This is a genomic window from Criblamydia sequanensis CRIB-18, from assembly GCF_000750955.1.
Taxonomy (GTDB): Bacteria; Chlamydiota; Chlamydiia; order Chlamydiales; family Criblamydiaceae; genus Criblamydia; species Criblamydia sequanensis.
In genome coordinates, this window is the sequence record NZ_CCEJ010000008.1 from 210,767 (window position 1) to 230,046 (window position 19,280).

Annotated in this window: 20 protein-coding genes; 8 read left to right on the forward strand and 12 right to left on the reverse strand. The window is 39.1% G+C overall.

Annotated features, from left to right (window positions below; all coding sequences use genetic code 11):
- Window positions 1–290: 290 nt before the first annotated feature.
- The 9 genes from CSEC_RS08885 to lpdA form a co-directional block, all read right to left on the reverse strand.
- A complete protein-coding gene (locus CSEC_RS08885; RefSeq protein WP_041018078.1) occupies window positions 291–1,148 on the reverse strand; it encodes an EscT/YscT/HrcT family type III secretion system export apparatus protein in 858 nt (285 codons plus the stop codon).
- A gap of 39 nt (window positions 1,149–1,187) precedes the next feature.
- The gene (sctS, locus tag CSEC_RS08890) at window positions 1,188–1,466 is read right to left on the reverse strand and encodes a type III secretion system export apparatus subunit SctS (RefSeq protein ID WP_041018079.1); all 279 of its coding nucleotides are present in this window, start codon (window positions 1,464–1,466) and stop codon (window positions 1,188–1,190) included.
- 33 nt (window positions 1,467–1,499) lie between these two features.
- Window positions 1,500–2,372, reverse strand: a complete 873-nt coding sequence (gene sctR / locus CSEC_RS08895) for a type III secretion system export apparatus subunit SctR (RefSeq protein WP_237559232.1) — start codon at window positions 2,370–2,372, stop codon at window positions 1,500–1,502.
- Window positions 2,373–2,380: 8 nt separating this feature from the next.
- The gene (locus tag CSEC_RS08900) at window positions 2,381–3,070 is read right to left on the reverse strand and encodes an HrpE/YscL family type III secretion apparatus protein (protein ID WP_041018080.1); all 690 of its coding nucleotides are present in this window, start codon (window positions 3,068–3,070) and stop codon (window positions 2,381–2,383) included.
- Between the two features lie 6 nt (window positions 3,071–3,076).
- Window positions 3,077–3,940, reverse strand: coding sequence for a hypothetical protein (locus tag CSEC_RS08905; protein WP_041018081.1), 864 nt, complete (start codon window positions 3,938–3,940; stop codon window positions 3,077–3,079).
- 257 nt (window positions 3,941–4,197) lie between these two features.
- Window positions 4,198–5,253: a type III secretion system inner membrane ring lipoprotein SctJ gene (gene sctJ / locus CSEC_RS08910; protein ID WP_053331946.1), complete on the reverse strand. Its 1,056-nt coding sequence runs from the start codon at window positions 5,251–5,253 to the stop codon at window positions 4,198–4,200.
- 248 nt (window positions 5,254–5,501) lie between these two features.
- Window positions 5,502–6,407, reverse strand: coding sequence for a hypothetical protein (locus CSEC_RS08915; RefSeq protein WP_053331947.1), 906 nt, complete (start codon window positions 6,405–6,407; stop codon window positions 5,502–5,504).
- A 14-nt stretch (window positions 6,408–6,421) separates the two neighbouring features.
- Window positions 6,422–7,384 carry a lipoyl synthase gene (gene lipA, locus CSEC_RS08920; protein WP_041018082.1) on the reverse strand — a complete coding sequence of 321 codons (963 nt, stop codon included), beginning with the start codon at window positions 7,382–7,384 and terminating at the stop codon, window positions 6,422–6,424.
- Window positions 7,384–8,805, reverse strand: coding sequence for a dihydrolipoyl dehydrogenase (gene lpdA, locus CSEC_RS08925; protein ID WP_041018083.1), 1,422 nt, complete (start codon window positions 8,803–8,805; stop codon window positions 7,384–7,386). Before lpdA ends, lipA begins: the two co-directional genes overlap by 1 nt.
- 125 nt (window positions 8,806–8,930) lie before the next feature.
- Between lpdA and CSEC_RS08930 the strand changes: the two genes are divergently transcribed.
- Both CSEC_RS08930 and CSEC_RS08935 read left to right on the forward strand, forming a co-directional pair.
- A complete protein-coding gene (locus tag CSEC_RS08930) occupies window positions 8,931–9,944 on the forward strand; it encodes a hypothetical protein (protein ID WP_041018084.1) in 1,014 nt (337 codons plus the stop codon).
- Between the two features lie 239 nt (window positions 9,945–10,183).
- Complete coding sequence (locus CSEC_RS08935; RefSeq protein WP_154017673.1) at window positions 10,184–10,633, forward strand: hypothetical protein; 450 nt, start codon at window positions 10,184–10,186, stop codon at window positions 10,631–10,633.
- 3 nt (window positions 10,634–10,636) lie between these two features.
- Here CSEC_RS08935 and CSEC_RS08940 read toward each other — a convergent pair whose 3' ends face one another.
- Entirely contained in the window at window positions 10,637–12,130 is a 1,494-nt protein-coding gene (locus CSEC_RS08940; RefSeq protein ID WP_041018086.1) for a glycosyltransferase family protein, read from the reverse strand.
- Between the two features lie 168 nt (window positions 12,131–12,298).
- Here CSEC_RS08940 and CSEC_RS08945 point away from each other — a divergent pair, with 168 nt between their 5' ends.
- The 4 genes from CSEC_RS08945 (at window position 12,299) to CSEC_RS08960 (ending at window position 14,918) form a co-directional block, all read left to right on the forward strand.
- Window positions 12,299–12,730: an FKBP-type peptidyl-prolyl cis-trans isomerase gene (locus CSEC_RS08945; protein WP_041018184.1), complete on the forward strand. Its 432-nt coding sequence runs from the start codon at window positions 12,299–12,301 to the stop codon at window positions 12,728–12,730.
- A gap of 10 nt (window positions 12,731–12,740) precedes the next feature.
- Entirely contained in the window at window positions 12,741–13,043 is a 303-nt protein-coding gene (locus CSEC_RS08950) for a hypothetical protein (RefSeq protein WP_041018087.1), read from the forward strand.
- A gap of 8 nt (window positions 13,044–13,051) precedes the next feature.
- A complete protein-coding gene (locus tag CSEC_RS12795) occupies window positions 13,052–13,720 on the forward strand; it encodes an SET domain-containing protein-lysine N-methyltransferase (protein WP_053331949.1) in 669 nt (222 codons plus the stop codon).
- Between the two features lie 115 nt (window positions 13,721–13,835).
- Window positions 13,836–14,918, forward strand: coding sequence for an NAD(P)-dependent alcohol dehydrogenase (locus CSEC_RS08960; RefSeq protein ID WP_041018088.1), 1,083 nt, complete (start codon window positions 13,836–13,838; stop codon window positions 14,916–14,918).
- On the opposite strand, the gene tpx is transcribed toward CSEC_RS08960, so the two are convergent.
- The gene (tpx, locus tag CSEC_RS08965) at window positions 14,907–15,401 is read right to left on the reverse strand and encodes a thiol peroxidase (protein WP_041018089.1); all 495 of its coding nucleotides are present in this window, start codon (window positions 15,399–15,401) and stop codon (window positions 14,907–14,909) included. The genes CSEC_RS08960 and tpx overlap by 12 nt on opposite strands.
- Before the next feature lie 89 nt (window positions 15,402–15,490).
- Here tpx and CSEC_RS08970 point away from each other — a divergent pair, with 89 nt between their 5' ends.
- Complete coding sequence (locus CSEC_RS08970) at window positions 15,491–16,312, forward strand: inositol monophosphatase family protein (protein WP_041018090.1); 822 nt, start codon at window positions 15,491–15,493, stop codon at window positions 16,310–16,312.
- 2 nt (window positions 16,313–16,314) lie between these two features.
- Here the strand turns inward: CSEC_RS08970 and CSEC_RS08975 are convergent, their stop codons facing one another.
- Entirely contained in the window at window positions 16,315–17,976 is a 1,662-nt protein-coding gene (locus CSEC_RS08975; protein WP_041018091.1) for a Na+/H+ antiporter NhaC family protein, read from the reverse strand.
- A 146-nt stretch (window positions 17,977–18,122) separates the two neighbouring features.
- On the opposite strand from CSEC_RS08975, the gene CSEC_RS08980 reads away from it, so the two are divergent.
- Window positions 18,123–18,863, forward strand: a complete 741-nt coding sequence (locus CSEC_RS08980; RefSeq protein WP_041018092.1) for a LicD family protein — start codon at window positions 18,123–18,125, stop codon at window positions 18,861–18,863.
- Window positions 18,864–19,280: the final 417 nt, after the last annotated feature.

The window sequence follows — 19,280 nt, forward strand, 5'->3', positions numbered from 1 at the left end:
ACCAGGGATGGAGTACATAAACAGCAATGAAACTTTTTCAAAAGAAGGTTTTTTAGATGGAATATTTTCGTAATAAAAATAAAGACATTTTGCTCCATCTTTTTGTCCAATATAAAACCCACGTAAATTAGGTGTGACCCTTACCCCACATAGCTTTTAACATTGATAATAAGGCTGATTCGCGATCCATATTCATTGTTATCCATTATTAAAAGTTGGGTTTGGGTGTGCAGGAACTTTATGAGCTCCCATTTTGAATAGTGCTTCTTGTTGTTAGAAGATCGAAGCGATTAGGTGGGGTTTCCTGAGACACCGACCGATCTAAAAAGCTTAATCATTTCATTGACTTGCACAATCCAGTAGTTAGAAGTTGTGCCCATATAGCTTACCATTAAATTCCAGCCTAAGCAAACCACAGTCAAGCCAAGAAGGGATTTTAAAGGCATGCCAAGAAAGGTAATCTGTACTTGAGGCGCTAATCTGTTGGCTATTCCAAGGAAAGAGTCTGTCATTAAGATCGCAATTAAAGCTGGAGTTGCAAATTGAACGGACATGATCATCACTTGATTGAAAAGCTTGATCATCATTTCAGCAGAAACAGAATTTTTTGAGAAAAAATAGTTACTGATAAATTTGTCGGGCGGGACAAGTTCGTAGGAGTTCAAAATCGCATCGAAAAAGAGAAAGGGCCCATCGATAAGAAAAAAAACATAAATCAAAACCATATTAAAAAGAGTTCCAAGAGGGGACGATTGGTTTTGAATGGTTGGGTCATTCACCATAAGGGAGGCGCCCCCTCTTTGGTGGTCGATAATAATTCCGGCGCTTTGAACAATGATAAAGGGAAGGCTTATGATATTTCCAATAATTAGACCGATAAATAGCTCTTTCACAAGATAGATAAGAAGCGTAAAGTCAAAGTTAAAAGGAGTTTCTGTCACTTCCACAAGTTTAGGTAAGAAAATAGCAAAAAGGGTGATCGCAAGAGCCATTTTAACAGGGTGGGGAAGAACCCTTGCCCCTAGGAAAGGCGATAGCGCGATAATCGGCAAAAGCCTGGCTAGGAAAAGAAAAAAAAGCGAAAGAGCCGCAATAGGGTTTTTGGCAAGAGCGCTATTTAAAAAAATTTCAACATAACTATCGGTCACAGGCGGATTTTTAGCCTCTTAAAAAAATCATTATTTACACTAGCGTGAATTTAAGCTCCACTGCGGAAAGTGGGTAAAAATATTGATTGAGAAAGTCATAATTTGAGCTCCAAGCCAAGCACCCATAAACATTAGGGTTAAAGTCACCGCCACAAGCTTAATTGTAAAAGAAAGCGTTTGCTCTTGAATTTGTGTGGCAGCTTGGAAAATCGCAACCAGAATACCAAAAAACATACTGATCAAAATAGGGGGCGCCGAAAGAATTAATATGAGCAAAAGCCCCTGATAGGCCAGCTGAACGACTTGTGTCCGAAACATGTTTCCTTATTCCTTATATTCTAAAAAAATTCCTTACCTAAACGTATTGACAAGCCCCTCAACAAGAAGCGTCCAACCATCCAACATAACGAGCAAAAATAACTTCAACGGCATTGAAATTGTAACCGGCGAAAGCATCATCATACCCATAGCAAGCAAAATATTTGACGTCACAAGATCGATGACAAAGAAGGGGATGTAAATTAAGACCCCGATTTCAAAAGCGTCTTTTAACTGGCTTGTGATAAAAGAGGGCACAACAATCATAAAATCATCCGGCTTTAAATTGGCTCGATGATCTTCAGGAAGCACTCTATAAGCCATTCGATAAAAAAGGGCTTGGTGCTTGACAGTTGAGTTTCTTTTAAGAAATTCTCTTAAAGGCTCTTTAGTATCATTTGCGATAGCAACAATATAAGCAGAAGATCCTTCAGCTGTAAAAGAAGCCGGGGTGTCATATTTGGCAATCGCTTTTTGTGAAATGTCATACATTTCAAGGACAGTCGGGTACATGACAAAAAGGCTTAGCATGAAAGCAACGCCGTTTATGATCTGGTTTGGCGGCGCTTGCTGGACACCTAGGGCGCTCCTTAGCAAAGAGAGCACGATCACGATTTTCATAAAAGAGGTCAAAATCATGATGATGAAAGGAAGGAGGGCAAAAATGCTAAGAGCGACCGCTTGTGTGATTAGGGATGGGTGTTGGTAAGGCGCAAAGACATCCCCTGCTTGCTCTTGTCTTTCTTCTAATCTTTGCTGTCTTGCAGCTTCTATTTCAGCTTTTCTTTCTTGAACTGTTTTTTCAGGAGGCTGTGCGTATAGGGGTGCGCTAATGCATCCAAAAAAGCAAAAAATGAAAAGAAACCTGAAAATTAAAGTCTTATTCCACCATCTCGAAATTGTCATAGGAACCTTTAACCCTCTTTCTTACTTTCAGTTTGTTTCGCTTCCAAGTTTTCTTTTACAAGTGCTTTATCGTTTTTAAATAAGCTGCTAAGGGCCTTTTCTAAAATAGCCCATTGATTTTCGAGTTCGGCATTGATAATACCCCCTTCTGTTTCAATAATGCAGCCACCTTGTGAAATATCTTCTCTTTCCCTAATAGAGAGAAGTTCGACATTTTCAAAAAGATCTTTTAAACGATTTCTATTTTTTTCTAAAATCTCCCGGTCATTTTTATTGACCCAGATCGTAATCCGCTTATGCTGCAAGACGGGCTTTAGGGCATTAGCTACAATATCATAAACAGCATCGTGTGAGAGATCAAAAGCCCTGCCTACAATTTTTTGAGCTGCTTTTAAGGCAATAGGGGCTAAAACTTTTGTGTATTCATCTCTTAAAGATTCAATATTTTTTTGAAAAGCAACGAGATGTTCCGCCCACTTTTCAAAGCCCATCTCATAACCTTCTTTTTGGGCAATCTCTTTAAGCTTTTCGCACTCTTCTGCAACAGATTGACGATAAATGGCTGCATCTTTTTGAACATTTTCCAAGACTTCTTTGGATTCCAGCATTTTTGAAAAATCATCTTTCGGAACAATTTTTTTGCCCGGCGCTATATGGAGGCGTCCGCCTTTTATAAATGAGAAAAATTTACCGCTCATTTTCCCTTAAGTTCCTCTTGGAGTAATAATATTTAATATATGAAGAATTTGATCTTTCAGCTTTGCTTGAACCATTTCATTTGACTTCGGCAATAAATTTTTTTCAAGGAAAGCAGCTCTTCCTGTATCTAAACGATGGAATAAATGCCACAAAAAATCGGGAGATTCTTCAGAAATTGCTTTAGCTAATCTTAAAAGGCCTTTTTTATGTAAAAGGGATTTGAGTTTAGGGCCATTTCCGTCCCATTTGCTTAAGTCAAGATCTGATAAGAAGGTTTTATCCCCGCTTCTCAAGCTATAACTTAGGAATTTTTGCTCTTTAGAGGAAAGGGCCCTATAAATGGAGCTTAATTTTTTTTTGTCGACCACACTTCTAATTTTTTCGGCTAAATCATATAAGCCTAAAAAATCAATAAGCTCTAAGAGAGAGTTCTTATCAAGTTTAAGCAAAATGAGCATAGACGTTGGCTTTAGATATGCTATAGGCAATATTTCTTTAGGCTGTAATTCTTTAAGAAGAAGGTTGGTAAAAAATTTTCTACCCATAGGCGTTAACTTTTTTAAATGGAGCTGATCTTCCTGTATTAGCGCTTCTAAGGCTTTTGAGTAAGAGGGAGGGAGGGAAGAGAGCACCCATTCTTTTTCCTGTTTGGAAAGCTTTTTAATAACAGGAAGGGCCCAGCTATAATGGATAGAAGAAACTACTTTTTCCCCTTCAAGGCTTAAGCCTTCAAGAGTACTACCTCCGATATCTAGCTTTTGAATCGATTCTTTTTCTTCATCAGGGAGTGCATTTAAGAAAAGAGATTCATCTTCCTTATGGAATCGACTGATCAAAACTTTCAATGTTAAATGGGCGCGGTCTACCATATCGTTCTCTTGCCCGGTTCAAGGGCCATTATTAAACTTTATTCGAAATTCCACTCTTTTGTTTAAAAAGACTCTTTTTAACCTTTTTTTTGCTAAATTTTTCAATCATATACTCTTATAGGCTTTCAAAATTTATCAAAAAATCTATCGTAAAAAACAGCTTATTTTCCAAACCAAAGCGATTTTTGAAAAAAGTCTATTATATCGTAAACCCTTCTAAAGTTAAGAAAGGCTGGCGACAAAGAGAAGAAAGTTTATTACTTTTCCTCGTCCTCATCGGATTCAAAAGTTATTTCTCCCTCAAAATCAGCTTCTGAATCGGCAGCTTCCTCTGATTGAGCGGGCGCTCCTGCCTTGGCAGCAGGGGCTGATTTTATAGCTTTCTCTTTATCGTCTCTAGGCTCGCTTTCACCCTCTTTTTTGCCCCCTTTAATGGGCTTTAGGTGCAGGAGTTCTTTTAAGCCTCCATGGGATTGAAGAATGGGATAGATCTTCCAAAGCAGCCAGATTAAAAAGAGAAGTCCGATAAGGGTAAGCGCGCTAAAAGTAAAAAATATAATTCTAAAGAGGTTAAGCGATTCTTTTGCAATAACCAGGCCCCAAACTTGAACATACTGTTTTTCGTCTTCTCCGACTCCTGAAAAGCCGCCGGGTATTTCACTATAGCGGGCACGATCAGGAATTAGAGTTACATTTTCAAATTTTAAACCTGTGATACTTGAGGTCACAAGACGCTTGATTCGGTTAGCTAAGTGGGCGTTTGGATCGTCTAAAACCCCTGAATGCTTAACATAAACAGAAGAGGTAATCTCCCCTTTTTTCGACCCGGGGTTTAAAGGGTCTTCTTCGGGAAAGGAAATTTGTACTTCGGCATCTAAAATACCATCGATTTTTCTAATCGTGCTTGCAATTTGTTCGGCAAGCCCTGCTTGATAGCGAATTTTTTCTGTCATTTCAGTCGGCACAAGTCCAACGTTTTGGAAAATGCCAAGAAGGCTCTGGCCGCGTCTTCTCGGAAGACCGGCTTGATTTAAAGAGGACATGGCTTGAATTGCTTCAGGCTCCTTAACGCTAATATCCCAAAGAACCAATGCCGCGCCGCCCCCGCCGGCTTCCGCCGCTTGTACTTTTTGAGCGTCAATGCCCTTAGTGGCAAGGTAAACTATTATTTCGTTGGCTTCTCTTTCATCGAGACCATTTACAATCGTTCGACGGCCCTCGCAACCTGTGAAAAGAGGAAGTAGAAATAGAATGCCGATAAAAAGAGCTGTCTTTTTAAAGTAATACAAATAAGGTTTCGTTTGCTCTAGCATGCTTTTAGCCTACTGATATGTTTACAATAAATTTAAAAATCGGCTCTTAGTTTAACCACGAGCTCTATATCTCAATTTTTTCTTTTTCCTTTCTTGAACAATGAAAGGGCCTAAAGTCGCATCCTAGCAAATGCCATTAATTTGAGAAAGAATAAAGAATGAGCCAATCTTTAAGAAATTGCAAGTTGAATTAATTATTATTATTTAAGAAACTATCTGATAATCATTTCAACAAGATACAATTGGTTTTATTTCTTTTTCCATAATTTTGAAATCATTTGAATATCATCTTTTAAGATTTTTGGGGATAGAGGATCTTCGGCAAGCTTAATGAACTCTTTTCTATCTTCTTCGTTTTTTATTCCTTCGCAAACTAGGGCCAAGTAAGAAGAATAAGGAGTTTTTTGACGAAGCTCAGGTATTTTTAAAAGATCAAGAGCGGCTTTCCCGGCATCTTCCCTATCCTTAAAAGCGATAAGGGCAATGGCTGCTCTTTCATTATCAGTTGTAAAAGGTTTGCTTTTAGCAACTTTTACTAAAAAATTAAAAGCAGGTTCTCCGATTCGCTTTAATGCGATAAGCGCCTCTTCTTCCCCTTCAACTCCTTCATTTCCAATGGCTTCAAAAAGAGGATGAATGGCTTTTTCATTTCCTATCAGGCTAATGCATTTTAAAGCATGGGAAGGCGCAAGCCCATAACCTGGAAAAAGAGGGTCATGATAGGTTTCACTTTGCAAAAGCCGGATTAAAGGAATTAGCATCTCGGCTCCCTTATCAGCAATCGCTTGTATTTCTTCTTCCGGATGATCACTTTCAGATAAAATCAAATCAGCGATAAGCTTTTCTTTGGAAGGTTTATCAGTCTCATAAAGGGCTCGAAGCTGTTCATAATGCTCTCGAACTTCCTTTATTTTTTCAGCTTCTTTACCCGTAAAGAAAAAGGCGGCTAAATTTTGATTCGCTGCCTGCTCAATTTCAAAGAGCTCTTGGATTCTTTTAGGATTAATTTCAGGCTGAACCCCTTTGCCATCCTTAGCATAGTAAGCTGCCATTAAAGGAAAGCTTCCCCCAAAATGAGCCTCTCTATGCAAAAGTATAAGCAGGTCGTTTTCATCTATAAGACCTTGAGTTTCAAGAATGTTTTCTTCGTCCATAAGTTATTTTTCTATTATAGATTTTCTAAAATCGATTCCGCATTATAGCTTGACCTTACAAAAGGGCCTGTATACATAGCTTTGACCCCTATGGATTTACCAAATTCATTGTAGAGCTCAAATTCTTCCGGGGAAATAAAAGCCTTTACTGTCAATTTTCGATTGCTCGCTTGAAGGTAGTGGCCAATTGTAATAATGTCTGAGCCTGCCTCTTTTAGGTCTCTAATCGTTTCAAAAACTTCATCCCGACTTTCGCCAAGCCCGACCATTAGCCCGGATTTGACATAAGGTTTTAGAGAAGTCCTATTTGAGGCCATATGAGCTAAGACTTCTAAAGTTCTCTCGTAGGTAGCCACATGTCTAACTCTTGGGGTTAAAGATCTCACCGTTTCAATATTGTGATTAAAAATATCAATCGGCTCTTTCAAAAGTTTATTTAGACAATCTTTATTTCCATTAAAATCAGAGGTTAAAATTTCAAGCGTGCAATTTGGCAATACTCTTTTTATTTCCTTCAAAATTTGAATTAAATGATTAGCTCCCTGATCTTCAAGATCATCGCGGGCAACCATTGTAATAACAATATGTTTTAAGCCAAGCTTTTTTGCAGCTTCGGCAACATTTTTCGGCTCTTCAGGGTCTAACGGAGGCGGCGCTTTTGAAAATCCAATTTCACAAAAGCCGCATGCCCTTGTGCAAACTTTTCCCATGACTAAGAAAGTAGCGCTTTTTCTTGACCAGCATTCCAAAAGATTCGGGCATTTAGCTTCTTCGCAAACGGTGTGAAGGCGTTCACCTTCAAGGGCAAGTCCTGTTTCTAAAAGACCTCGTCCTTTTGGCAGTTTTCTATGAAGCCAGGAGGGAAATCTTCCTAAACCCACTGCTTTTTCTTGACTTGCAGTTTCAGGGTTTTGAGGCAGGACATTCAATTTTTTTTTAAGAGCCTTAGGGCGGTTGTCGAAATTTTCCTTTAACATTATTCTCTCAAAGATTTTTTCTTTTTCTTCGGCAGATGAAGAGGGGTGTCATTGGCAAGAAGAGCCGCTTCAAGCCAGCTTTCAGCAACGGTTGGATGGGCGTGTATGGTGTCCATAATGGTTTCAACAGTAGATTCAGAACTCATAGCTATACCCATTTCGGCTATTAGGTTTCCGGCGTCGTAACCTACGACTTGCGCCCCAAGCAGCTCTCCTGTTTTCTTATCTATGACTACTTGAGCAAAGCCTTCTGTTTCTATGATCGCTTGCGATTTTCCGAGCGCTTGAAAAGGAAAGCTGCCAATTGTAGCGTCATACCCTTCGTTTAGAGCTTCTTCCAAATTTAAACCGATCGAGGCAATTTCAGGTTCTGTAAAAATAACAGAGGGGATAGCGTTATAATGCATGATGCTTTTTTGGCCCGCGGCGTTATTTGCAGCTACAATGCCTTGATGGGTCGCTACGTGAGCGAGCCAATATTTGGAGGCGATGTCGCCGACTGCATAGATGCCGGCAACATTGGTTTCCATCTTTTCATCGACAGCAATTAAACCATTTGGGAGTACAATAACGCCTGCATTTTCAAGTCCTATTCCGGAGGTATTTAAGGATCTGCCGATGGCAACAAGGGCAATCTCGGCATCGATTGTCTTATCGCCTGCAAGATAGGCCCTAACGCCTGTTTTTGTCTTTTCAATTTTTTGAACAAGGGCTTCCAAATAAAGGTGAATCCCCTTCTTTTTAAAAGCCTTTTCCAGGGTATCCGAAACGTTTTTGGCTTCTGTTGGAATTAAATGGGGCATCATTTCAAGAATGGATACTTCGACATCAAAGGCATTGAAAAGAGAAGCAAATTCGCACCCAATAATGCCCCCTCCTATAATTAGAATAGACTTTGGAAGAGAGGTTAAATTTAAAAGCGAGGTCGAGTCATGTATTTTTTCATAATCAAACGGAAAACTTGCTACACTTTTTGGTTCAGACCCTGTGGCTATTATGATTTTATCAGCTTCAATCTCAAATAGTTCATCGCCCATAATTTTAATGGTTTTAGGACCTGTTAATTTTCCAAAACCACGGAAAAGGGTGATGCCGTTTGCCTCTATAAGCTGACCTAAACTATTCCTAACCTTTTCAACGACCTCATCTTTTCTTTTTGCCATTTTGGCGTAATCGAAAGTCGGGTTATTTACTGTTATTCCATAAAGGGATGCAGCCTCAATTTTTTTCCAAAGGTTGGCATTAGCAATTAAAGTTTTGGAAGGAATGCAACCGCGATTTAAGCAAGTTCCCCCTAAATCTTTTTTCTCAATCAGGGCCACTTTTTTTCCAAGCTGGCTTGCCTTAATGGCTGCAGGATAACCTCCCGGGCCTCCTCCCAAAACGGCAACGTCAAAATGATTATTTTTGTTTGAATTCATGACTTTTTTTCAAATTATAAAAGTTGTATCTAATTTTTAAGCATACAGAACTTCATTTTGAAATCAAAGAAAGATCTAAATGAGTTTCAGGATTGTTTCAGTCTATTTTATTTAAGGAGTTGCGAGTGATCGGAGAGTTAAGTCCCTATTATAAAATTAAGACGGGTTCTATTTTGGAAAATAAAAAAAAGGGGGCTTATTGCGATCTCTTTTCAAAAAAATCATTTTGCATTCAAATTAAAGATTATTCAGCATTTCATTGTTTTGGCAAAGGTCATATTTTTATTTTGGTCGGCTCTTCAAGCGCCGGCAAATCTACTTTCATTCAGAAATTTATAGAAAAGCATAGAGACACCCAAGTTCAAGGGATAGACCAACAATCCTTTAAAATGGCGATAGAGTTTATTAAGACCCATTATCCCGATGAAGTTTCTTTTTTAAATGAAGTGCTGGAAATCAGAGAAGATGATCTTCATCTTTTGCATGCCGCTTTGTGGGAGTCTTATTTCTTTAAAAATGAGGTTCTTGAAGATGAAAAGATAAGAACACGGCAAATTCTAAAAAAAATAGCGGATCATTTGCGAAAGAACCTATGGGGCATTCCTCTAAAAAGGGAATGCTTGCTTTTAGAAAAAGTTTTTTTAGATTCTCAAAAAGGTAAGAACACAATCCTTGACCTTTTGAGTGTAGAAACTATCTTCCATGCCCTTATAAAAAATAGATTTATAGCTCCTATAACCTTGACATTAGTTTATTGTCCTTTCGATCGATTAATTCATAGAATAAAAGAAAGAAATAGAAAAGCTATAGAGAGTGGAGAATATCATGAAATTAGAAAGGGATTGTTCCCGCTTTTTCAATTCGCGCACCATTTTGAAGCAAGAAAAAGAAAAGAAGATCCGGTATTTGATATTTTAAGCCGCAAACAAGTGGAAAAGTCTTTCGAAGAGTTGTTCGATTACATCTTCCAAGAAAATTTGCATAAACAGGAAGTTCAAAAGGAAAAGGAAAATGGGAGGTTAGCACTTTTAAAAGCTTTTGGATTTCATGATTCAAGCATTGAAAATATTGAATTAACGCCGAGGTATAAGAGATATGATTTTATTATTGACACGAGTAAAACTTATCCTGAATTTTAATAGCTTGAATGAAAAGTTTAGCCATTGAATAATTTTTAGAAAATATTAATAATAAATCTCGCCTTACCAAATGTAATATAAATGCTTCTATTTATTGACTTTTGGGATCGGGGAGATAGCTCTTGCTTAAAAAGACTTTTTTTTGAGATACCTAGTTAGGGGAGATAAATCTAATTAGCTTAAGTAATTGTATAATTTCTTTTTGTATTTAGATTTAAATTAAATGAATGAGTGAAGGAATGACTCGAGCAACCAAACACAAGCTTTGTTGGAATTGTGAAGGCAGGGTTCAGTTTGACCAGGAAAATTGCCCTTTTTGCGGAGTTTATTTAAGCCCCTCTATCGCAAAGGAAGCGCCGCCTGAATTTCCGGAGCCTCTCTATCAAAAAGCAAATCCTCAAGAGCAAGATGCGTATTCCCATCAAGAGCATTCTTTTGAAGAAAATAATTCCACAGAACATTTCTCAAAGGAGAAAAGGGAAAGCCGGGATGTGATTTTACCCTTGGCCCTTCTTTTATCGGGGTCGATTTTTTGTCTTTTTGGAATTGTTTTATTTCTCTTTTCAAAAGACGGAACCCTTACTTTAAAGTGGGATGCCAACTTTTTCCCCTTCTATTTAATAGGGGGGGCGATTCTTTTCTTTTTTGGCTGGCGCACGCTCAATCGATTAAAAGATGATCCTCAATAAACCTTAAGGCGCAAAAATCACTTGATCTAGACGCTTTCTAAAGATGTCATGAGGCGAGACTAAAGCTGCTCTTCCTTCATGGGTTTCAACTTGAGATTCAGCGTTTCCTCTTTCCCAAAGCGCAAGTCCTTTTAAGAGTTCTTGAGTCAGCTCCTCCTCGCTCATTTCAACTTTAGCGCCTTTAGCATCCGAGTGGATAAATATTTGACCTTCGGCGACTTCGTTGACTTCAAATGAGGTGATTCCGCCGGCTCCATAAATACCAAAATCAGCTCGTTTCATAGCCGGGGCCATTTCTTTATCGCTTTGGAAGCCCATTGGGATAATAGATAGATTATCCGGAAAGGTGCCTTCGATTTGTTTGACATCAATCAAGTCTATAAGTTGTTTAAAGAGAGTATTCTCATTTGGAATATGGCGTCCAGAAGCTACAAATAGATGAAACTTTCTTCTCTCTTCGCCTTCTCTTACCATGGTGTTTGATTGATTCACCATATCAATCAAGTCATTGACATAAGCTTTTGTGGCTTCGATGTTAGCCTGGCTTCCAATTGTGATCAACCCGACTGTATCTTCAGGGTTTACCGTATAAGAAAGCCTTCTGTAGGTTTCTTCAACCGGAATTCCATTCGGGCCAAGAACGTTTGTTTTTTCTTCTTTGGGGATATCTTCCTCTTTAAAAATGGAAATAGACTTAAGAAGGGCAAGTTCTTCATCGGAGTTGATTTTAACCCCTAATTCCTGAGGAACAGGTTGAGAGGCTATTTGTTCAAAAGCTGGTCTAAGAGGGGGTTTAATATATTCTACTTGACCCGGATCCAAACCAAAATGTTCTTTCCACCAATCGTTTACCCTCGAGTTATAGTCATTTTCACTCTCGCCTTCTTTTGGTTTAAAAGGAGGCGTGGCAAGAAGAGTATAGATAGATCTATCCGCTTGGCTTAAACCAGGCGCAAAGTGTATGGCTTCCTTGGGCAAATCTGTCATGACCTTCAAGACCCGAACATGAGTATTAAAGAGAAAATTTGCAAGCCTTGCAGCTTTAATAACAGCCCCTGTGCCAATAGGCTGAGTATCGATAATTTGAGTGATTTTTCTGTCTCGTAGAAGGGTAATAAAAGTCTTAATAAAGATAGGAATAAAGAAAATATAATCGGCTAAGACATTATAGGGGATCAAGCCTAAGAATTTACCTCTGACTAAAGCTTCTTGTTTTGCGACATCTCCGGCTCTTTTGGCATCATCCCAAGCTCTTTCTACTTTGGAAGCTACGAAGGTTGGAAGAAAAGTGCTTCTTAGGATGTCGGCTTGTTGAAACTCATTGCCTTCTTCAGCGGATTGTGAAAATTTAAATCGAATGGCATCTGCCATTGCCTTATGGCCGCCGCCGGCGCCGTTTGAAATTCCGTAGGTATGGCCTTTAAAAGGCTTACCGTCACGTATTCCATCTACCCAGTTTAATTCAGTTGTTTTTGGCCCGTTTATTATATTTTGCATAAGAAATCCTTGTCTTCAGGCAAATTATCAAGATAATTAAAACATAGTATTATTAAGATAAATTAAAGAATAATCTTGAAAAATTAACAATCACTTTTATCATCCTTCGCTTGAGGATAATGTTCAATTATGATTACCTCAAATCAAGAGTAAAACATGGGATTTCTAATGAACGAAGTCAAAAAGGGCAGCCTGGTAAAGATCCATTATGCGGGAAGGCTTGAAGACGGGTCTTCTTTTGATTCAACTCAAGGGAAAAAGCCCCTCGAATTTAAAGTTGGAGGCGGACAGGTTTTCCCGGCATTTGAAAAAGAGCTGATCGGTTTAAAAGAAGGGGATAAGAAAAGTTTTACCCTTAAACCCGAAGACGCCTACGGATTTAGCCGTGAAGAGCTTATTGTGGAAGTTTTAAGAAGAAATCTACCTCAGGATCTAAGCCCGCACGTCGGACAGCAAATAGAGATTAAACAGAAAAAAACGGGAAAGATCACTCAAGCTGAGATTATAAGACTTTCGGAAAATAGCGTCACAATCAACGCCAATCATCCCCTTGCAGATAAAACGCTTCATTTTGATGTTGAAATCGTATCTATTCAATAGAGGTCATTATATGAAAATTTTTTTAATGCTTATTTTGGGATTTACCTTCAGCGCCTCTTTTAGCGAAGGAGTGTGTCATAAATGCGAGGTCATCCGCGAAAAAAATAAACATCTGCCCCCTCCTGAATTTGAGTTTTATGATGATTACCTAAAAGCTGAGAAAGAAAAAAAAGTTTCAGCTTTTGATTTCTCTGATGATTCCGAAAAAGCTGATAAAGATAAGAAAGTTTCAGCTAAGCCAAAAGAGGCGGTAAAGAAAGAAAAAACCGGCATTAGGCGTTCTAAAGAAAAAAATTCCGTTGAGGAGTCTTAAAGATAGGCTTGTTAAAAGAGAATTATTTTCCGGAGCCTTTACCCTACGATCCTGAATTCAAAAAGGCTCGGGAAATCAAGATAGCCTTTAAATGGGATAAACTTGCACGCCGTGTAAGGGTAAAGGAATTTGAAAAGTTAACCCATGTCAATTATATCGACCATTTGGCCTTCCCGAGCCGAAAATTCTGCTACGAATTAATTAATGAGATTAAAAAAGGGTTTGACGAAGGCGAGATCGATAAGCAGGCCGAGTGGTTTGGGTTTCAGTATAGAAATGAGCTTTTGCAAGGAAAAGTCGCCGATGTTTCGATCCGTTTTATTCACGATCGCATAGGCTTTGGGGTTTTTGCGGATTCCCCTTTAAAGCCTGGGGAGTTTATAGGCGAATATGTGGGAATGATTTTGAAGGTCAGCCGCTATTTTTCCTCTTATATCAACCCCTATTGTTTTCGATATCCTTTAAATAAAAAATTATTTAACTACACAATCGATGCCGAATCTTTCGCAAATGAAGTCAGTTTTATTAATCATTCGAAGTCGCCTAATGCGGAATCCATTATCACTTTAAATCATCATCTTCTGCATATTGTCATTAGAGCCATTAGACCGATTGAAACAGGCGAAGAAATTACGTTCGATTACGGGAATGATTTTCTGGACGACTCTCTACGATAAATTCATATTTATTGAAATTTTAAAAATAAAAATTTATTAATAAGTTAAATTACCATCATCCCCCTTGAATTTTTACCTAAAAAGACTTTTATAACTTTCATAAGTAGAGGTTGTTATGGCTAAAAAAATAAAAGGTTACGCAGCAAAATCAGAAAAATCACCCCTTGCCCCCTTTACTTTTGAGAGAAGAGACGTTCTCGAAAACGATGTTCAAATAGAAATCTTGTTTTGCGGCATCTGCCATTCGGATCTACACTCTGCCCGAAATGAATGGAAAAACACTCTTTACCCTATTGTCCCGGGACATGAAATCGTCGGAAAAGTGACCGCTGTCGGCTCTAAGGTTAAATCTTTTAAGGTTGGAGACTTGGCTGCGGTTGGCTGTCTTGTGGATTCTTGCAGGACTTGCTCTTATTGCGAGCAAAGCTTAGAGCAATACTGCGAAAACGGGTTTGTTTTAACCTATAATGGCATCGATAAGCGGCATGGAAACTCGATTACTTATGGAGGTTATTCCACTCAAATTATTGTGGACGAAAAGTTTGTTCTTCATGTCCCTAAAAAATTCAAAGAGAAGGATCTTCCGGGCGTTGCCCCCTTACTTTGCGCAGGAATTACAACCTATTCACCCTTGAAGCATTGGAAAGTTGGAAAAAACTCAAAAGTCGGTGTGGTGGGTCTTGGCGGTCTTGGCCATATGGCTATTAAATTGGCTCATGCCATGGGCGCAAAAGTCGTTCTTTTTACTACTTCAAAAAATAAAGTTGAGGATGCCAAACGACTTGGAGCTGATGAAGTGGTTCTCTCAAAAGATGCGAACGAAATGAAAAAACATCTTAGATCCTTTGATTTTATTATAAATACAGTTGCCGCAGCCCACAATCTCGACCCGTATATCGAGCTTTTAAAAAGCGATGGAACGCTATGTCTTGTGGGCGCCCCGCCTACTCCTCACCCTTCTCCTAATGTCACTAATTTGATTTTCGGAAGAAGAAGCCTTGCCGGATCTTTAATCGGAGGTTTAAAAGAGACGCAAGAAATGCTCGACTTTTGCGCCGAGCATAGCATCACTTCCGACATTGAAATCATTCCCATCCAGAAAATTAACGAAGCGTATGAACGTATGCTGAAAAGCGATGTAAAGTACCGTTTTGTGATTGATAGCGCCTCTTTCAAAAATGAGGCCCTAGAGGCCTAATGCTTTTAGAGCAGCGTCGTAATTGGGTTCATGTGTAATTTCAGGGACCTTTTCGATGTACAAGACTTTATTGTTTTTATCAAGCAATACGACTACCCTCGACAGGAGGTTCGCTAAAGGACCGTCTTGCATGAGGACGCCGTAATCTTCCCCAAAAGAGCTTCTAAAAGCCGATAAGGTTTTTCCATTCTCAATTCCGGAGGCTTTGCAAAAGCGATCTTGAGCAAAAGGAAGATCCATTGAGATGTTTACAAGAAGAACTTCTTTTCCTTTAAGTTTGTCATTAAATTTTTTGGCAGAGGTGCTGCAAACATTGGTATCCAAGCTTGGAACAATATTAAGAACTTTAGCGACAGGACCTAAATCCGCAAGGGAAATTTCGCTTAAGTCCGCTTGAGTCAGATTAAAATCAGGCGCTTTTTGACCCACTTCCAAGGGCTTTCCTTTAAGATGAATCGTTTTACCTTTAAATGTTAATGTCATAAGAAATTCTCCGCTTGACTTGCAATTAAACCCGTTATCTCGGTAGGGTTATCTTAGCAAGTTTACCCATATTGATCAAAAAAATAAGCATGAATATCAATTTAGAAAAAGCCCTTGCAATTGCTGAAAAGGCCTCGATGGAAGGCGGTAAAATTCTTCTCAACCATTTTGGAAAACTTGAAAATGTTAGAGAAAAAAGCATTCAGGGAGATCTTGTTACAGAAGCTGATAACGCTTCGGAATATGCTATAACAACAATCATTAAAAAACATTTCCCCTCTCATCCTATCATCGGCGAAGAAGGCGGTTTAATTCCATCGAAAGATACGGATTACCTTTGGGCCATCGACCCTTTGGATGGGACGACAAACTACACCCATCAAATGCCTGTTTTTGCCATATCAATCGGGCTTCTTTATAAGATGGAGCCGGTTGTAGGCCTTGTCTATAACCCCATTACAAACGAATTATTCAAAGCTATAAAAGAAAAAGGGGCTTACTTAAATGATAGGCAGCTTTTTGTAACCAAAACAGAAACCCTTTCGAAAAGTCTTCTTGCCACCGGGTTTGCTTATGATAGACGTGACACAAAAGATAATAATTACTTAGAATTTTGCTATTTAACGAGCATCACTCATGGTGTCCGAAGAGGTGGCTCAGCGGCTTTAGACTTGGCTTTTGTTGCAGCAGGAAGGTATGACGGCTTTTGGGAAAGGGGTCTTAAAATTTGGGATATAGCAGCCGGCGCTCTTCTTGTTAAGGAAGCCTTTGGCTCCTTGTCTTCTTATGAAAATGGTCCGATAGATCTTGAAACCGGAAGAATCTTGGCAACTAACGGGCTCCTTCATAATGAGCTCTCAGAAACTTTAATCCGTGTTCGCCAAGAATACCCTCCTATCCTATTTAGATAGAATTATTCCGTTTCATTCAAAACCAACGCTTCTTCACCCTTTTTGCAGTTTAAATAATGCATGAGGAAGAGTAGGGATAGGCTGATTGAAATGGCGACTCCCATAGAGACAAGAAGCGTTTGAAGAGGCGAAAACGAGACGCTTAAAAACCCGGCTGCAAGAAAAGCGAAAGAGCTTCCGGCAAATATGGGCAGCGCATAAAACCCTTGGGATTTCACGTGATCCCATAAATCCGATCCTGAACTTGAAGTTGCCATAATGGTGGTGTCCGATATTAAGGAGATATGGTCTCCGCAAACAGCCCCTGATAGGATGGCGCCAAAAACAGGAAGAAGGATCGGCAATTCCTCGATAGTAGAGGGAATAGCTGCTCTTTCAAGGCCCATAACCATAGGAATGGCAATCGGGAAGAGGATGGCGGCTGTTGCCCAAGAACTGCCAAGAGACAAGGAAATAATCGTGGCGTTCCAGAAGAGGATAAGCGGTAATAGAACAAGAGGGACCGAATCCACAATTAACGAAGCGATCCATTGGCCTGTTTGCAAGTCTTGCCTAAGCAAGCCCCCCATAGTCCAGGCAAGTAAAAGAATCGCGTTGACAGGAAGCATTAACCAAATGCCGCTTCGATATACTTTTAAGAGGTCCTTTGCATAAAATTTTTGGCTCAACCTAAAGTAGAGGGAGGAAGCGATAAGAGAGGTCATGCCGGATAAAAATAATACGAGCGAAATAGGGGCCTCTCTTAAGGCGACAAGAAAGTCATTTTGGCCGCCCATTAAAAAGAAACCGCCGCAATAAAGAAGAAAAAGAGGCATTGAAAAAAGCAGGGAGCCAATAGGAATGAAAAAGTCTAAAAGCCTGGATTCCCGCCCGCCCAAGTGAGCGCCTTTCGCGATTGAAAAATCAAGTTTTTTGCCGCCAAGCAAGTCTCCTGTCGTTTGTGCAAGCGCTTCATGCTCATTCATTAACCCGAAGCTGAGCTCTTTCCTGACAATAACCCAAACGGCGATAACAAGCGCTATTGAGTAAAAGACATAGGGCAGAATATTTAAATAAAGAGAGTAAGGGCTTGCTAAAACAAGGGTGTTTTTATCTTCAAGATAGCCCACGCCATTTTCTGTTAAAAATCCTAAAATTGCAGCCGCCCAGCTTGAAATTGGAGTAAGCATGGTTAAAGGAGCCGCCATAGAGTCGGTTAAAAAAGCAAGTTTGATTCTTGGGATTTTAAAGCGGTCAGTGAGCGGCCTTAAGACAGAACCAACGGTTAGGCTGCTTAAATAATCATCCATTGAAAGGCAATGAGACATGATAAGAGAACCTGTCTCTGCAGATTTCTTGCTTTTAACCGATTTTTCAGCAAAAGAAACGAAGGCGTTTGCCGAATCGGATAGCCGAATCATTTCAATTAATACGCCCAAGGACAAAACAAAGAGCATAATAAGAAGATTGCTTGAAGAGGTGAGCTTCTCTAATGAAAATAGGTTCGTGACCTGGGAATTTTCGAAAATACGTCCGAAAGTTAAAATTAGAGAGTCAATTGGAGCAAAGCCCGAGGCGATAAAAGCAGCGGTTAAAACCCCTAAAAAAAGGGCAAGACGGATTTTTTTTGTCCAAAAACCAACAATAAAAACAACAACGGGCGGTATTAAGGATAATCCGGACATTCAGACCTTGCAAAAGTTTAAATTTGTCTAAGAATTTATTTTGCATCTTTCCATACTATAAGATAAAAAAGATGTAAATTTTATAACTTAATTAAAGTTTTTCCTTTAAATTTTATCAAAGATTTTTGTTTGCTTCAAGGATAAATATGACTTTCACGAAAAAAAGCCTTTCCCTCTTTTTAACTATTTTTTCAATCTGCTCGCCTCTTCCTTCGTTTTCTAACAATGAACCCTTTGAAACCGAAAAAAGTCTTCCTCATGTCCCTAAAGAAGAGGTGGGGAAAATGTATGATTTACTTCTAAAAACTTTGCCCATCCTGGAAGAAAAAGGGGTTTGTGTCTTTGCTATGTGCGGAACGCTTCTTGGGGCAGTAAGGCATGGTTCTATTATTCCATGGGATGATGACCTTGACTTTGGGATTTTAGAAGAAGAAGAGGACCTTCTTTTGAGCTTGCAGGAAGAACTCTACGAAAAAGGTCTGATCCTTGCTTCTTTTGGTGGAGGGTATAAAATTTTTTCAAAAGAAGGAGATGCTATTCAAAGACCCGATAATAAAGGGTTCTATCCTTGGAAATTCCCTTTTATCGATTTTTTTGTGATGAAAGAAGAAGAGGGTCTTATCATTCATAAGAATAAGACCCTAAGGCAAAGATTAACTAATGAGTGGTTTCAAGTTAAAGATATCAAGGAAAATTTAAAAAAACTGCCTTTCGGCCCTTTAACTATCCCTGCCCCGAATCGATGGATGGCCTATCTTAATCGAAACTATGGTCATGACTGGAATACCATCGCCTATAAAGATTACGATCATAAAAATGAGCAAAAGATGCAAAAAAAGATCGTAAGGCTAGTCGATTTTGAACCGGCAGAGTATGAGCTTCCATAATCTTATTTTTCTATGACGGCTTCGTCAGAAAGATTTATCATGGCTGCCGAACCAAAGCAATAGGGTAAATCCAGTGCTTCCTGCCCAAATGCTGCTATCCCGAAGGCTCGATTTCCTTCGTGTTCAATAGTATGAGGTAATTCTCCCTCGATCACATTTGAACAAGCAGTCAATTTTAGGTTATGGTCCGCTAGACCGTCCTGTTGATAGAGTCAAGCCTTGCTGAAACTTACATGTATGGTTTAAAATGCTTTTTGGGAGAGATCTAAAATGCTAAACATTTCAAGAGTTTGAGGCGTATATCAAAGCTAAAGCCTTAAAAGCTATGACAAGTTTAGGAATGCCATAAAGCAGAAGAAAAGCTGCTTAAATCCTATCTCATACCTTCTCATTGATCTGAGTGGCTTATGTAGTATA